14 protein-coding genes and 2 pseudogenes are annotated in these 13619 nt (G+C 65.2%); 11 read left to right on the forward strand and 5 right to left on the reverse strand.

Translation table 11 applies throughout. The features are described from left to right. The first annotated feature begins 28 nt into the window (after window positions 1-28). The 5 genes and pseudogenes from ACVW1C_RS01120 (at window position 29) to ACVW1C_RS01140 (ending at window position 3551) form a co-directional block, all read left to right on the forward strand. A complete protein-coding gene (locus ACVW1C_RS01120) occupies window positions 29-286 on the forward strand; it encodes a hypothetical protein (protein ID WP_456756808.1) in 258 nt (85 codons plus the stop codon). A gap of 202 nt (window positions 287-488) precedes the next feature. Beyond that, window positions 489-1778, forward strand: a complete 1290-nt coding sequence (locus tag ACVW1C_RS01125) for a hemolysin family protein (protein ID WP_456756809.1) — start codon at window positions 489-491, stop codon at window positions 1776-1778. A 119-nt stretch (window positions 1779-1897) separates the two neighbouring features. Continuing rightward, entirely contained in the window at window positions 1898-2497 is a 600-nt protein-coding gene (locus ACVW1C_RS01130; RefSeq protein ID WP_456756810.1) for a formyltransferase family protein, read from the forward strand. Window positions 2498-2691: 194 nt separating this feature from the next. After that, window positions 2692-3052, forward strand: a pseudogene (locus ACVW1C_RS01135) (hypothetical protein). After that, the gene (locus ACVW1C_RS01140; RefSeq protein ID WP_456756811.1) at window positions 2997-3551 is read left to right on the forward strand and encodes a hypothetical protein; all 555 of its coding nucleotides are present in this window, start codon (window positions 2997-2999) and stop codon (window positions 3549-3551) included. Before ACVW1C_RS01135 ends, ACVW1C_RS01140 begins: the two are co-directional and overlap by 56 nt. 91 nt (window positions 3552-3642) lie before the next feature. Here the strand turns inward: ACVW1C_RS01140 and ACVW1C_RS01145 are convergent, their stop codons facing one another. Beyond that, the gene (locus tag ACVW1C_RS01145) at window positions 3643-4041 is read right to left on the reverse strand and encodes a RidA family protein (RefSeq protein WP_456756812.1); all 399 of its coding nucleotides are present in this window, start codon (window positions 4039-4041) and stop codon (window positions 3643-3645) included. Window positions 4042-4183: 142 nt separating this feature from the next. Here ACVW1C_RS01145 and ACVW1C_RS01150 point away from each other — a divergent pair, with 142 nt between their 5' ends. Continuing rightward, window positions 4184-5059, forward strand: coding sequence for a DMT family transporter (locus ACVW1C_RS01150; protein WP_456655746.1), 876 nt, complete (start codon window positions 4184-4186; stop codon window positions 5057-5059). Between the two features lie 73 nt (window positions 5060-5132). Here ACVW1C_RS01150 and ACVW1C_RS01155 read toward each other — a convergent pair whose 3' ends face one another. Continuing rightward, window positions 5133-5378, reverse strand: coding sequence for a BrnA antitoxin family protein (locus ACVW1C_RS01155; RefSeq protein ID WP_456756813.1), 246 nt, complete (start codon window positions 5376-5378; stop codon window positions 5133-5135). Window positions 5379-5381: 3 nt separating this feature from the next. Then, entirely contained in the window at window positions 5382-6356 is a 975-nt protein-coding gene (gene cysK, locus ACVW1C_RS01160) for a cysteine synthase A (RefSeq protein WP_456756814.1), read from the reverse strand. Window positions 6357-6583: 227 nt separating this feature from the next. Here cysK and ACVW1C_RS01165 point away from each other — a divergent pair, with 227 nt between their 5' ends. Next, window positions 6584-6799 carry a hypothetical protein gene (locus ACVW1C_RS01165; protein WP_092114096.1) on the forward strand — a complete coding sequence of 72 codons (216 nt, stop codon included), beginning with the start codon at window positions 6584-6586 and terminating at the stop codon, window positions 6797-6799. A 9-nt stretch (window positions 6800-6808) separates the two neighbouring features. Here ACVW1C_RS01165 and tgt read toward each other — a convergent pair whose 3' ends face one another. After that, window positions 6809-7942 carry a tRNA guanosine(34) transglycosylase Tgt gene (gene tgt, locus ACVW1C_RS01170; protein WP_456756815.1) on the reverse strand — a complete coding sequence of 378 codons (1134 nt, stop codon included), beginning with the start codon at window positions 7940-7942 and terminating at the stop codon, window positions 6809-6811. A gap of 254 nt (window positions 7943-8196) precedes the next feature. Here tgt and ACVW1C_RS01175 point away from each other — a divergent pair. From ACVW1C_RS01175 to ACVW1C_RS01190, 4 genes and pseudogenes are all read left to right on the forward strand, one after another. Next, window positions 8197-9331 (forward strand): annotated as a pseudogene (locus ACVW1C_RS01175) (patatin-like phospholipase family protein). A 96-nt stretch (window positions 9332-9427) separates the two neighbouring features. Next, window positions 9428-10165, forward strand: a complete 738-nt coding sequence (locus tag ACVW1C_RS01180) for a TetR/AcrR family transcriptional regulator (RefSeq protein ID WP_456756816.1) — start codon at window positions 9428-9430, stop codon at window positions 10163-10165. 305 nt (window positions 10166-10470) lie between these two features. After that, entirely contained in the window at window positions 10471-11073 is a 603-nt protein-coding gene (locus ACVW1C_RS01185) for a PepSY domain-containing protein (protein WP_456756817.1), read from the forward strand. Between the two features lie 249 nt (window positions 11074-11322). Further along, on the forward strand, window positions 11323-12360 hold the full coding sequence (locus tag ACVW1C_RS01190; RefSeq protein WP_456756818.1) for an aspartate-semialdehyde dehydrogenase: 1038 nt from the start codon (window positions 11323-11325) through the stop codon (window positions 12358-12360). 174 nt (window positions 12361-12534) lie between these two features. Here ACVW1C_RS01190 and queA read toward each other — a convergent pair whose 3' ends face one another. Further along, window positions 12535-13611, reverse strand: coding sequence for a tRNA preQ1(34) S-adenosylmethionine ribosyltransferase-isomerase QueA (queA, locus tag ACVW1C_RS01195; protein ID WP_456756819.1), 1077 nt, complete (start codon window positions 13609-13611; stop codon window positions 12535-12537). Window positions 13612-13619: the final 8 nt, after the last annotated feature.

The following is a 13619-nucleotide window of genomic DNA, read 5'->3' on the forward strand; positions in this document are numbered from 1 at the left end:
AACTGATCACTTCGTGGGATTTGGCTGCATGACCCAGCCCAGCGTCCTGGATCAGAAGATTTTGGATCAGAACATTCGCGAGTTGCAGGAATGGCTCCGCAACGCCTGGCAACAGCTTGCGGACCCCTCGCTCACCGCCTTCTCCCGACGCGAACTGCGCAACCAGATGAAGCAATGCGATGCCGATTTGCGCATGCAGCTGCAAGCCGCTTCAAAACAAATGCTGAGTCGGCCTTCTGCATCGGGCAAGACGTTCGTCAGACCCGAGCTGCGGATACTCGCCTAGGAGCGTTTTCCGGCTCGCGTGAAGAAAACGCGCCGGTGTCACAAGCGCCAGCGCGCCAAAATGCCGCGATCTCCTGCTGCATGCGCGCCATACGCACCCTCTGCTTGTGCAGGGGCGTCCGACAAGGCACAGCAAAACGGCCCCGGTATGCCTATATAGGGCGTCGCAGAGCGGCCCATGCCGCCAAACCTCAGGGACTCCCGTGTTATATCTGGAACTTGCGATCGTGGCGGTCTTGATCGTCGTCAACGGTCTGTTGTCGATGTCGGAGCTCGCGATCGTCTCCTCCCGTCCGGCGCGCCTCGCCGCGCTGGTCGAACGCGGCGTCAGCGGTTCGCGCCGTGCGCTTGCGCTGGCCTCCGATCCCGGCAAATTCCTCTCCACGGTGCAGATCGGCATCACGCTGATCGGCGTGCTGTCGGGCGCCTTCTCGGGCGCGACGCTGGGCGAGCGCCTCTCGCAATGGCTGTTCGAGCTTGGCGTGCCGGCCAACGTCGCCGACGCAGCCGGTGTCGGCATCGTGGTCGGCGTAATTACCTATGCCTCGCTGATCGTCGGCGAGCTGGTGCCGAAGCAGATCGCGCTGCGCGATCCCGAGGCGATCGCGGTGCGGGCCGCGCCGGCGATGACGGTGATGGCAAAATTGTCGCTGCCGGTGGTGTGGCTGCTCGACCGCTCCGGCAAGTCGCTGCTGTGGCTATTGGGTCATCGCGAGGATGCGCAGGACCGCGTCAGCGAGGACGAGATCAAGACGCTGGTGGTGGAGGCCGAAAACGCCGGTGTGCTGGAGCCCGGCGAAAAGGAGATGATCGCCGGCGTGATGCGGCTTGGCGATCTGCCGGTCGGCGCAGTCATGACGCCACGCCACGAGGTCAGCCTGATCGACCTCGCCGCGCCCGCGGCCGAGATCCTGTCAACGCTGCAAAAGAGCAGTCATTCGCGCTGCGTGGTGTTCGACGGCAACCGCGATCATGCGCTCGGCATCGTGCAGGCCAAGGACGTGCTCGACGTCTACCTCGCCGGCCAGACCCCCGACATCCGCGCGCTGACGCGCGATGCGCCGATCATTCCGGAGACCGTCGACGCTCGCGACGTGGTCGCGATCCTGCGCGACTCCGCGGTGCATATCGGCCTGGTGCACGACGAATACGGCACCTTCCAGGGCGTCGTGACCAGCGCCGACATCCTCGAGGCCATCGTCGGCGCCTTCCATACCGAGGAAGGCCCGGCCGAGCCCGCCTATGTCAGGCGCGACGACGGCTCCTATCTGATCTCGGGCTGGATGCCGGCGCTCGAGTTCAGCGAGTTGCTCGGCATCGCGCTGCCCTCGCCGCGGCCGTACCAGACCGCCGCCGGCTTCCTGCTGCATGCGTTCGGCGCGATCCCCGATACCGGTGCCAAAACCAGCGCGCAGGGCTGGGATTTCGAGATCGTCGATCTGGACGGCCGGCGCATCGACAAGGTGCTGGCGAGCAAGCAGCCGGCGGCCTGAGGTTGCCAGCCGGCCGACCTGTTGATAACGGGCAGGACAACGAAACCGGCGGCCGCGGTGTGCTATCGGCATAGCGGCCACCCAACCAAATCCCCGCGTAACCCCCACGGAATTGATCCATGCGCCTTACCCTCGTCGGTTCCCGCCATTTCGGCGTGACGACCTTGAACATGCTGCGCGAGCACGCCGTCGAGATCGCCAGGGTGGTCGTCCATGACGGCGAGGACCGGCTGGCGGCAGCGGCCCGAGCGGCTGGCATCGAGGTCGTGGTCCAGGCCAATCCCAAGCTGGTGACGGCCGCCGAGATCGCGCCGGGCACGGACCTGATCGTCACGGCCCACAGCCACGCCCGGGTCAGCAAGGAGGCCCTCGCCACGACCAAGTTTGGTGGCGTCGGCTACCACCCGTCGCTGCTGCCCCGCCACCGCGGCATCGCGGCGGTGGAATGGACCATCAAGGAAGGCGATCCGATCGCCGGCGGCAGCATCTATCACCTCGCCGACCGCATGGACGCCGGTGCCATCGCCGCCCAGGACTGGGTGTTCGTCAAGAAGGGCGAGACCGCACGCGAATTGTGGGAGCGTGCGCTGGCACCGCTCGGCCTGCGCCTGCTCGGGGAGGTCATCGACTACGCGAAGGCCTTCAAGACGCTGCCGGCCAAGCCCCAGGACGAGCAGTTTGCGACAAAGGCGCCTAACCTCAACCCCGGCAAACACTAATTCGCAATTCGGTATTTTGATACCTCATCCAATCAAGCGATGGAACAAATTCTTCGTTCCTGACCCGGAACCGGATTCACTATGATGTGTTTGAGTTCACAGGAACATTCAGGGGCTCCCGCGACGCAGCAAATTTTGAACACATTGTGACAGGATAAGCCGCGTCATCACACGAAATTACAGGGATTTGATTCATGCGTTCGATCCGCATTCGCGACCTGATTTTGGTCACCTCGGTCGCTTCGGCCGTTGCCCTCACCGCTGCTCCCGTGTCCGCCCAGCAGCCCTATGATGGCCTCTGGAGCGTCACTGTGGTCACCAAGACCGGCAGCTGCGAGCCGTCGTCCAGTTCAACGGTGAATGTGCGTCGACGGAAAGATCTCAGCGCAGGGTGCGGGGATCTCCGGAACCGTGGGCAGCGGGGGCCTTGTGCGAGTCTCGATCAATGGTGCATATGCGAACGGACAACTCAGTGGCAACTCCGGATCGGGGAAGTGGAATGGGGCATCAGCTGGCGTACCGTGCAGCGGTCGATGGGAGGCATCCCGTCAGTAAGATCACCAGCGTATCGAGTTTCTTCGCCATCGCGCGGCGGCCAGCATTTGCAGCCGTCGCGTTTTTCGTGACCGCATTGGCAAGCAGCGCGGGCCATGCCCAGTCCAGCCCGTTCGCCGGCATGGCTGGCACCTGGTCGGGCGCCGGCACCGTCACCCTGGATGACGGTTCCAGCGAACGTATCCGCTGCCGTGCGACCTACCACGTCGGCGGGCCCCGGATGACCATGGGCCTCACCTGCGCCAGCGACGCCTACAAGTTCAACTTGGCGGCCGATGTGCAGGCCGAGGGTAATGCGGTCATGGGCTCCTGGAGCGAGTCCAGCCGCAATGTCAACGGCGATCTGCGAGGTCGCGGCGGCGGCGGCAACTTCCAGGTCGTTGCCAGCGCGCCCGGCTTCAACGCCGACATCTCGATGCGCACCGCCGGCAACAGGCAGTCCGTCACGATCAGGGCTGACAGCCAGTTCCGCGGCGCCAATATCACGCTGTCGAGGTAACCAATCGATACGCCGACGAGAAAAGCCCTCGGGTCATCCCCGAGGGCTTTTTGCTGGCTGCGCGGCAACCACCGCGCGCGTCTCGACGGCTCTATGCGGCAGGCACGAACGCCGTGACCTCGATCTCGACCTTGGCGCGTTGATCGACCAGCCCGTCGATATAAAGCAGCGTGGATGGCGGGAAATTACGCCCGAGCGCCTCCTTCCACGCCGCGCCGATACCAGCGCCCGCGGCCTCGTATTCGCTGCGGCTGGTCAGGTACCAGGTCAGGCGGACGATGTGCTCGGGGCCGGCGCCGGCTTCGCTCAACAGCTTGATGATGCGCTTCAGTGCCGTGCCGACCTGGGCAGCCATCTCGGGCGCGTACTCGCCCTTCTCGTCGCCGCCGGTCTGCCCCGCCAGCACGATCCATTGGCCGGGCGCGTCGAACGCGACGCCGTGCGAGAAGCCGCGGGGTTTCGACCACTCGGCCGGTTGCAAGACACGCATGAGCAGATCCTCCTGATGTGATTATTCCCGCCCTGCTTAGCAGAGATCACGTGGTTCACGCACCACGCATCGGCAGAATTGCGCGTTGCAAATTCATGTCGGCTCGCCGATACCGGGAATCCCTCCACATCTCATTCCCATCATGGATCGCACGCCCTCAAAGACCCGCGCAGCACTATGGATGTCCGGTTGGCTCGCGCTGATGCTGATCGTGGCGGTGGCCGGCCGCGAGGCGACGCGCGAGGTCAACGTCTTTCAGCTGATGGCCGTGCGCGGCGTGCTCGGCTTCGTGATGCTGTATCCGCTGGTCCACATCCATGGCGGGTTTGCGATCGTGAAGACCGCGCGCGTGCACCTGCACATCGCGCGCAACCTGATCCATTTCTGCGCGCAGCTTGGCTGGTTCTATGCGCTGACACTGATCCCGATCGGCCAGGTGGTTGCGATCGAGTTCACCATGCCGATCTGGACCGCGATCCTCGCGGCCGGCTTCCTGGGCGAACGGATGACATCCTGGAAGATCGTCGCGATCGTGCTCGGCCTCATCGGCGTCATCGTGATCGTGCGGCCGGCGACCGGTGCGATCAATCCGGGCCAGCTGATCGCGCTCGCCGCGGCCATGGGCTTCGGGATCTCGATCGCCGTGGTCAAATCGCTGACGCGGACCGAGCAGGCGCTGACGATCATCTTCTGGATGCTGGTGGTGCAGTCGCTCGCCAGCATCGGGCCTGCGCTCTATGTCTGGACCTGGCCGCCGCTCTCCACCTGGGGCTGGCTTGCCGTGATCGCATTCTGCGGCACCTTCTCGCATTACTGCATGGCGCGCGCTCTGCTCCACGCCGACGCGACCGTCGTGATCCCGATGGATTTCGTCCGGGTCCCGCTGACCGCGATCGTCGGGTGGCTGATTTATGCCGAGCAGCTCGACGCCTATACGGTGCTTGGCGCCGCCATGATCCTGGCCGGCAACCTCCTGAACCTGAAGCCCGCTGCAAAGGTGTCGGCGCGCGCAAGATGACGGCCGCGCAGCGCTACACCGCTGCGGCTCGACCACAAAGCCCGGGGATCATCCCGGGCGCTTCGAAAGCGTGCTACTTCCCGGCGGCCTTGCGCAGCGCCGCATTGATGCGGTCCTGCCAGCCAGGGCCGCCCTCCTGGAAATATGCCAGCACATCCTGATCGATCCGCAGCGTGACCTGCTCCCGGACGCCGGGGACCGGGACGGCCGTAGTCTTTGGCAGCGCATCCGCGACCTTGGTGGTGGCCCGTTTGAACGCCGCCTCGGCTTCGCTGCGGGCATCGTTCAGGGTTCGCGGTCGTCTCGGCTGGTCGGCCATGTCCTAGATTCCTTCAAACAGCACCGTCGAGAGATAGCGCTCCGAGAACGACGGCACAATCGCCAGGATGGTCTTGCCCGCGGCCTCCGGCCGCTTGCCGATCTGCAGGGCGGCCGCGATTGCCGCCCCTGACGAGATGCCGCCGGGGATGCCTTCGTTGCGGGCCAGCGCGCGCGCGGTCTCGATCGCGGCGGCGCTGCTGACCTTGACGATCTCGTCGATCACCGAGCGGTCGAGGATGTCGGGGATGAAGCCCGCACCGATGCCCTGGATCTTGTGCGGCGTATGTTGGCCGCCCGACAGCACCGGGCTCTCCTCCGGCTCCACGGCGACAACCCGCAATGATGGCTTGCGCGGCTTCAGCACCTGCCCTACGCCGGTGATGGTGCCGCCGGTGCCGACGCCGGCGACGAAATAATCGATGTTGCCGCCGGTGTCGTTCCAGATCTCCTCCGCCGTGGTGCGGCGATGGATTTCGGGGTTGGCGAGGTTCTTGAACTGCTGCGGCATGACGGCGTTGGGGGTCGTGCGCACGAGTTCTTCCGCGGTCGCGATCGAGCCCTTCATGCCCTGCGCCGCCGGAGTCAGCACGATCTCTGCGCCGAGGAAGGCGAGCATCCGCCGCCGCTCGATCGACATCGACTCCGGCATCACGAGCTTCAGCCGATAGCCGCGCGATGCCGCGACATAGGCGAGCGCGATTCCGGTATTGCCCGAGGTCGGCTCGATCAGCACGGTGTCGGCGTTGATGATGCCGGCCTTCTCCATCGCCACGATCATCGCCGCACCGATGCGGTCCTTCACGCTGGCCGCCGGATTGAAGTATTCCAGCTTGGCGAGGATCGTCGCGTTGACGCCGCTTGCCTGCGGCAGTCTGCGCAGCCGCACGATCGGGGTCGAGCCGATCGCATCGACGATGGAGTCAAAGACGCGGCCGCGTCCGGGTTGCACTGCACTCGTTGTCGACGGCGCGTCCATCAAGCGGCTCCTGCTGCGGGATATGCTGGAAATATGCGGTCTTCTCTCATTAGAAGCAGCGCATCATGACGCGCAAGTGAGAAACCGCCGAGACGCAAATTCGTTGCATCGCAAAAACTAGAACCTGCGCAAATAACGTAAAACCTACGCATTTGTGTTGCGACAAGGTCAAACAAATGCGTCTATATACTTTGGTAAGGTGCAGCTCAGAACGCGAAGGAGGTCACATGCCAGCTCTCGCTGAAGTTCTGTCGACCGCAGCGTCCAGGCCCGATCCGCGCGGCAGCGATTTGCCGACCTGTCCTGTGTGTGCTGACTCCATGGTAGCGGCAGAAGCGTCCGCCTACCTGTTCGACAATTTGATCAGCTATCTCTGGACCTGCGACAATTGCGGTTACGGGTTCGTGACCAAGCACACGGTGAAACCGATCGTGTGCAACTGATCACACAGTTCACCTCGGAGCGATGTCACCGCGCGCCCAACCGGCGCGCGTTTTCGTTCTAAAATCCTCGAAGGTGCCGTTTGCCACCGCGTCGCGGATGCCCTGCATCAGCTCCTGGTAATAGGCGACGTTGATTTCGGACAGCAGCATTGCCCCAAGGGTTTCGCCGGCACGCACCAGATGGTGCAGATAAGCGCGCGAAGTGTTGCGCGCCGCCGGCCACGTGCTCTCTTCATCGAGCGGACGCGGATCGTCGATGTGCCGGGCGTTGCGCAGGTTGATCTGCCCGAACCGGGTGAACGCCATGCCGTGGCGCCCGTTCCGGGTCGGCATCACACAGTCGAACATGTCGACGCCACGCGCCACCGCCTCCAGAATGTCCTCCGGCGTGCCGACGCCCATCAGATAGCGCGGCCGATCGGACGGCAGCACCGGCGCGGTCTCCTCGATCATCGACAGCATCACCGCCTGCGGCTCGCCGACCGCCAGCCCGCCGATCGCGTAGCCGTGAAAGCCGATCCCCGTCAGGCCGCGCGCGCTGACGTGGCGGAGATCGGGGATGTCGCCGCCCTGGACGATGCCGAACAGCATGTAACCGTCCGGTGCGCTCTCGAAGGCACGCTTGGAGCGCTCGGCCCAGCGCAGCGAGAGCTGCATCGCGCGCTCGATGTCGGCGCGCTCAGCCGGCAGCCGTACGCACTCGTCCATCTGCATCGCGATATCGGAGCCGAGCAGCCGCTGCACCTCGATCGAGCGCTCCGGCGACAGCTCGACCTTGGCGCCGTCGATATGCGAGCGGAAGGTCACGGCCTTCTCGGTCACCTTGCGCAGCTCCGAGAGCGACATCACCTGGAAGCCGCCGGAATCCGTCAGCATCGGGCCGCCCCAGCCGGTGAAGCGCTGCAGGCCGCCGAGCCCAGCGATCCGCTCGGCGCCCGGCCGCAGCATCAGGTGATAGGTGTTGCCGAGCACGATATCGGCGCCGGCATCGCGCACCTCGCGCCAATGCATGCCCTTCATCGCCCCGGCGGTGCCGACCGGCATGAATGCGGGCGTCCGGACGACGCCATGCGGCGTGGTCAGGCGCCCGGTGCGGGCGGCACCATCAGTGGCCAGCAGTTCGAAATGATTGGGAAGATTCATGCGGCTGCTTATTGCGTGTCACCGGTGCCCGATCAACCCGCCGGGTAACGGCCTCCGCGCGACTTCGTGAACGGCGGCGGCCGGGCGGATGCTTGCCCCGCAACGGTCCTTCCGTTAAACAAAACGAAACCGTATCGTTTTATGTCGAGAATAAGGCAGCGGATCGTTCCCGCCGCGCCTGCAATCCGCGTGAAACCAGACTGGCCGAGATGTTCCCACCCTGCAGCGCCCGGCCTGACGGCGTCCGCCATCGGATGACTATCGCTCATGCGATCCGGCAAGCGGTGCTGCTGTACGGGCTTGCCTTCGCGCTGGCGGCCTGCAGCTCGCTGCCGCGGATGCCTTACACGGCTGCAGACGCCGCCAATTCGCGGGTGCTCGATCTCGACGGGCTGCGCCGCTACGCCGACGAGCCGGCGTCCAAATTCCGGCTCGAGAAGAGCGACCGCGCCCCGATCAAGACCTACCTCGCCCTCTCCGGCGGCGGCGCCGACGGCGCCTATGGCGTCGGCGTCCTCAACGGCTGGACCGCGGCCGGCAACCGCCCGAGCTTCTCGGTCGTCTCCGGTGTCAGCACCGGCGGACTGATCGCGCCCTTTGCATTCCTCGGCCCGCGCTACGACGATACGCTGAGGGAGGTCTATACGTCAGGGATCGCCGAAAGCCTGCTGCAGGACCCGAGCCTGATGCGGGTACTGTTCGGCTCCGGCCTGTTCGGCAACAAGCGACTGCGCGAGCTGGTGGCCCGTTACGTCGGCCAGGACGTCCTGAGCGAGGTGGCGCGCGAAAACGCCAAGGGCCGCAAGCTCCTGATCGTCACCACCGATCTCGACACCCAGCGCACGGTGATCTGGGACATGGGACGGATCGCCGCCGTCGGAACGCCCGAGGCGCTGCAGCTGTTTCGCGACGTGATGGCGGGCCTCCGCCAGCATCCCGCTGGTATTTCCCCCGATCATGATCGACGCCGAGGGCCAGGGTCGCCGCTTCCAGGAGATGCATGTCGACGGCGGCGTGACCGCGCCGGTCCTGACGCTGCCGGACGCACTGCTGTTTCGCGAACGTGCCTGGCCCGCCGATGGCCGGATGAACATCTACATCCTCGTCAACAAGAAGCTCGAGGGCAACTTCGAGCTGGTGTCGAACTCGACGATCGACGTCGCCTCACGCAGCATTTCCGCGATCACCCAGGCGCAGACGCGCTCGGTCATTCTCTCGACCTATGATTTCGCCCGGCGCAACCGGCTGGGCTTCCATCTGTCCTACATCGAGCGCGACTATCCGGCGCCGGAAACCCAGGGCTTCGACACCGCCTATATGCGCGCGCTCTACCAGCACGGCTACGAGAAGGCCGCCGCGGGGCAGGCCTGGACCGCGACGCCGCCCTGAGCGGGCCAGCCCCCGGTACCACCGAATGGACGAATCCGCACCGCGCGGGTTATAGACCGGACAGACCCGTCCGAACGCAAACGAGATGAATGGGCAATGGGATTGACGGCAACCAAGGCCAAGGTGGCCAAGCGCGGCGTGATCAAGTCACGTGGCGGCCGGCCGACCCGGGATGCTGCGATCGAGCGCGACCAGCGGCTGATCGAGGTCGCCACGCGCCTGTTCCTCGAGCGCGGCTTCGATGCGACGTCGATCGACGCCGTGGCCGAGGCCGCCCGCGTCAGCAAGCCCACCGTCTACGGACAGTACGGCGACAAGCGCGGCCTGTTCACCGCGGTGCTCAGGCGCGAAATTGCCCGGTGGCTTGCCCCGCTCGCCGCCGCGGCGGCCGAAGCGCAGGCCGGCGGTAGCTGCGATGGTTCGGTCGAGGAACGGCTGATCGAGCTCGGGCGCCAGCTGCTGGTGCTGAACTGCAGCGCCGACTCCATCGCCTTCAGCCGGATCCTGACCGCGCAGGCGATCAATTTCCCCGAGGTCGCCAAGCTTGCCGTCGACGAAGGCTGGTCGAAGGCGGTGTCGACGACGGCTGATTTCTTCGACCATCTGGTCGACAACGGCGCCCTCGACCTCGAGGATACGACGATCGCGGCCGAGACCTTCCTCAACATGGTGGTCGGCCACACCCACCGGATGGCGACATTCGGGATTCCGATCGACATGAAAGCCGCGGTGACGCGGATGGAAGTCTCGATCCGACTGTTCCTCGCCGGTGCCGTGGGACCGCGGGACCGGCTGCGTGACGCCGCCAAGGCACGCCGCCGGCCGGCGCACTGACCGTTTTATAGGATCGTTTCGTCGTCTTACACGTTGCCGTGATGAGTCTTGAATAAACAGAACGAAACCGTATTGTTTAGTTGCAAAGAGACGCTCAGCCCGGATCGCCCCCCAAGGGTTCTGCGTCACCTTGTAACTTCGATCGTCACGACGGAGCTGCCGCCATCGCTCCGCCTGAACGTTCGGCGGCCGACCTCTGACTAACAGAGGTCGGCCGCACCTTTCTCGGCCCGCCGCTCGCTCTGCGAACGCGGGTCATGCGCGTGCACATGTTCAATACAGGTTCGACGATGAGGACAGGACGATTGCACGCACTGACGCATTGGGCATTGGGAGCGCGGCTGCTTGCAACCGCTCTGCTGGCGCTGCCCTTCGCGTCGCCGGCCCATGCGATCACGAGCTCGGCTGCCGCCGCGTTTACTCCGCAGGATAGTGACAGCGCGCTCGATGTGCATGCGGTTCGCCGCGAGCTCGACAGCTTCCAGGCCGCCCAGATCTCGCTGCGCAAGGCGATGGCGATTGCGGAGGCGCTGCACTCAGGCTCGATCACCGCCGACATCAGCTTCGACGGCGCGTCGGATCCCGCGGTCTACCGGGTCAAGACCATGCAGCAGAACCGCATCTGGCAGCATGCGATCGACGCCTCGACCGGCCAAGTGGTCGGTGGCGAGCCGCCTTCGCCACTGGCCTCCCTCGACGCCGAAGACCGCGACAACCTCGTCGTGCTCAGGGCGCTCCGGCATCGGCTCGCCGATGCGGTGCGCGTCGCCGAGCACACGACCTCGGGCAAGGCGATCAGCGGCGGCTTGATGCGCGAACACGGCAAGCTCAATTTCGTCATCGTGGTGCTGACGGGCGGCGACCTGAAAGAGGTGATCCTCGAGCCGCCCGGCGCGCGCCGGCGCTGAGAGCGGCGCGGGCGCTGCCAGGTTCTCCCTTGCCAAGTTTTCGCCCAAAAGCCGTTGACGGACGCCGATCTCTGCCGCATAAGTCCGCACCATGATCACCGCGACCAAACGCACGACCAAAACCACCAAGCCCTCTGGGGCCTCGGGAGGCGTGCGCGCGTAGTCGGTCGTACAGCATCATCTCTACCCGAAGCCCCGCCTGATGAAGGCCCGGGGCTTTTTTGTTGCCCGCGTCATGCTCAAATTCGAATGGAGGACAAAGTGAGTAACGATCCCGTCGTCGCGATTGTCGGCGTCACCGGCGCAGTCGGCGCCGAATTCATCGCCACCATGGACAAGCGCGGCTTCCGCGTCGGCAAGCTGAAGGCGCTGGCGAGCGCCCGCTCGGCCGGCAAGACCGTCAGCTTCCGCGGCAAGCCGGTCGTGATCGAGGAGCTGACCGAGCGCGCCTTCGAGGGCGTCGACATCGCGCTGTTCTCGGCCGGCAGCGGCATCTCGAAGAAGTTCGCGCCTGTCGCGGTGAAGTCCGGCGCCGTCGTGGTCGACAATTCGTCGGCCTTCCGGATGGACCCGAACGTGCCGCTGGTGATCCCCGAGATCAACGCCAACCGCATCCGCGACCACAAGGGCATCATCGCCAACCCGAACTGCGCCGCCATCACCGCGCTGGTGCCGCTGTGGCCGATCCACCGGAAGAACCGCATCAAGCGCGTGATCATCTCGACTTACCAGGCCGCGAGCGGCGCGGGAGCATCCGCGATGGAGGAGCTCGTCGAATCCACCCGCGCCAATCTCAACGGACAGGTCTACACCCCGAAGGTGATGCCGTACCCCTACGCCTTCAACCTGTTCAACCACAACACGGCCATCGATCCGGAGACCGGCTACAACGACGAAGAGGCCAAGGTCATCAAGGAGACCCACAAGATCTTCGAGGACGACAAGATCGCCGTCGGCGTCACCTGCGTGCGGGTGCCTGTGCTGCGCGCGCATTGCGAGGCGATCACCTTCGAATGCGAGAAGCCGATCACCGAGGATCAGGTGCGCGCAATCATGGCGCAGGCGCCGGGCGTCAAGATCATCGACGATCGCGCGAAGAACTACTTCCCGATGCCGATCGACGCGTCCGGCCAGGACGACGTGCTGGTCGGCCGCATCCGCAAGGATCTCAGCGACCCCAGCGGACACTCGATCTCGATGTTCGTCGCGGCCGATCAGCTGCTCAAGGGTGCTGCGCTGAACGCGGTGCAGATCGCCGAGCTGTTGCCCGAACGCGCGATGGCTTGAGGTCGCGGCGATACCAAATCCGTCATCCCCGCACAATGGCGTAGCCATTGTCGTTGGAGGTGCGAGCAGAGCGGGGCCTCGAAGGATGCACGGCCCCAGTCGGGCCGTCGCCCTTCGATGGCCGCTGAAGAGCGGCCGCCTCAGGGTGACGGTGATAAAGTTGAGTTCGCTGAATTACCCGCCCGCGCGGAACAGCAAACAGGCATCGCCGTATGAATAGAACCGGTAGCCGTCGCTGATCGCGTGCGCGTAGGCGCTCTGCATCGTCTCCAGGCCGGAGAAGGCCGAGACCAGCATGAACAGCGTCGAACGCGGCAGATGGAAATTCGTCAGCAGGATATCGACCGCGCGGAAGCGATAGCCCGGCGTGATGAAGATCGAGGTTTCCGCCGCGAACGGCTGGATGGTGCCGTCGGCATTTGCGGCACTCTCCAGCAGCCGCAGCGATGTGGTGCCGACCGCGACGATCCGGCCACCCCTTGCGCGCGCGGCGTTCAAGGCAGCAGCGGTCTCGGCGGTGATGCAGCCCCATTCGGCATGCATCTTGTGTTCGGAGGTCTCATCGGCCTTCACGGGCAGGAACGTCCCTGCCCCGACATGCAGCGTCAGGCGATGCAGTTCGACGCCGCGGCTCTTCAGCGTGGCCTCGAGCGCCGGCGTGAAATGTAGCCCCGCCGTTGGTGCTGCGACCGCGCCTTCATTGGCGGCGAACATGGTCTGGTAATCGCTGATGTCCTGGTCGTCGGGCGTGCGCTTGGAGGCGATGTAGGGCGGCAGCGGCGTGGCGCCGACATCGGCGATGGCCTGGTCAAGCACCGGACCATGGAACGAGAATGACAGCGTCACCTCGCCTTCCTGCCCCTTGGCCTCGACCTCTGCATCGAGATTGCCGAGCAGGCAGACCTTGCCTTCATTGCCGAAGCGGATGGTGTCGCCGGGTACAAGCTTCTTCGCCGGCTTCACCAGCGCCTGCCAGCGCGAGCCGTCGAGCCGCTTGATCAGGGTCGCCTCGATCTTCGGCTCGGTCTCGCGCCCGATCCGGCGGCCCTTGAGCTGAGCCGCGATCACCTTGGTGTCGTTGACGACGATCTGATCGCCCGCCTCCAGCCAATGCGGCAGGTCCGCGATCGTGGCGTCGCGCAGCACGCCGTCCGGATGCACCACCAGCATCCGCGCGGAATCGCGCGGGCTCGCGGGCCGAAGCGCGATGCTCTCGGGCGGCAGTTCGAAATCGAAGAGATCGGTGCGCATGGCGCCAC

Source organism: Bradyrhizobium sp. USDA 4011 (genome assembly GCF_054063415.1).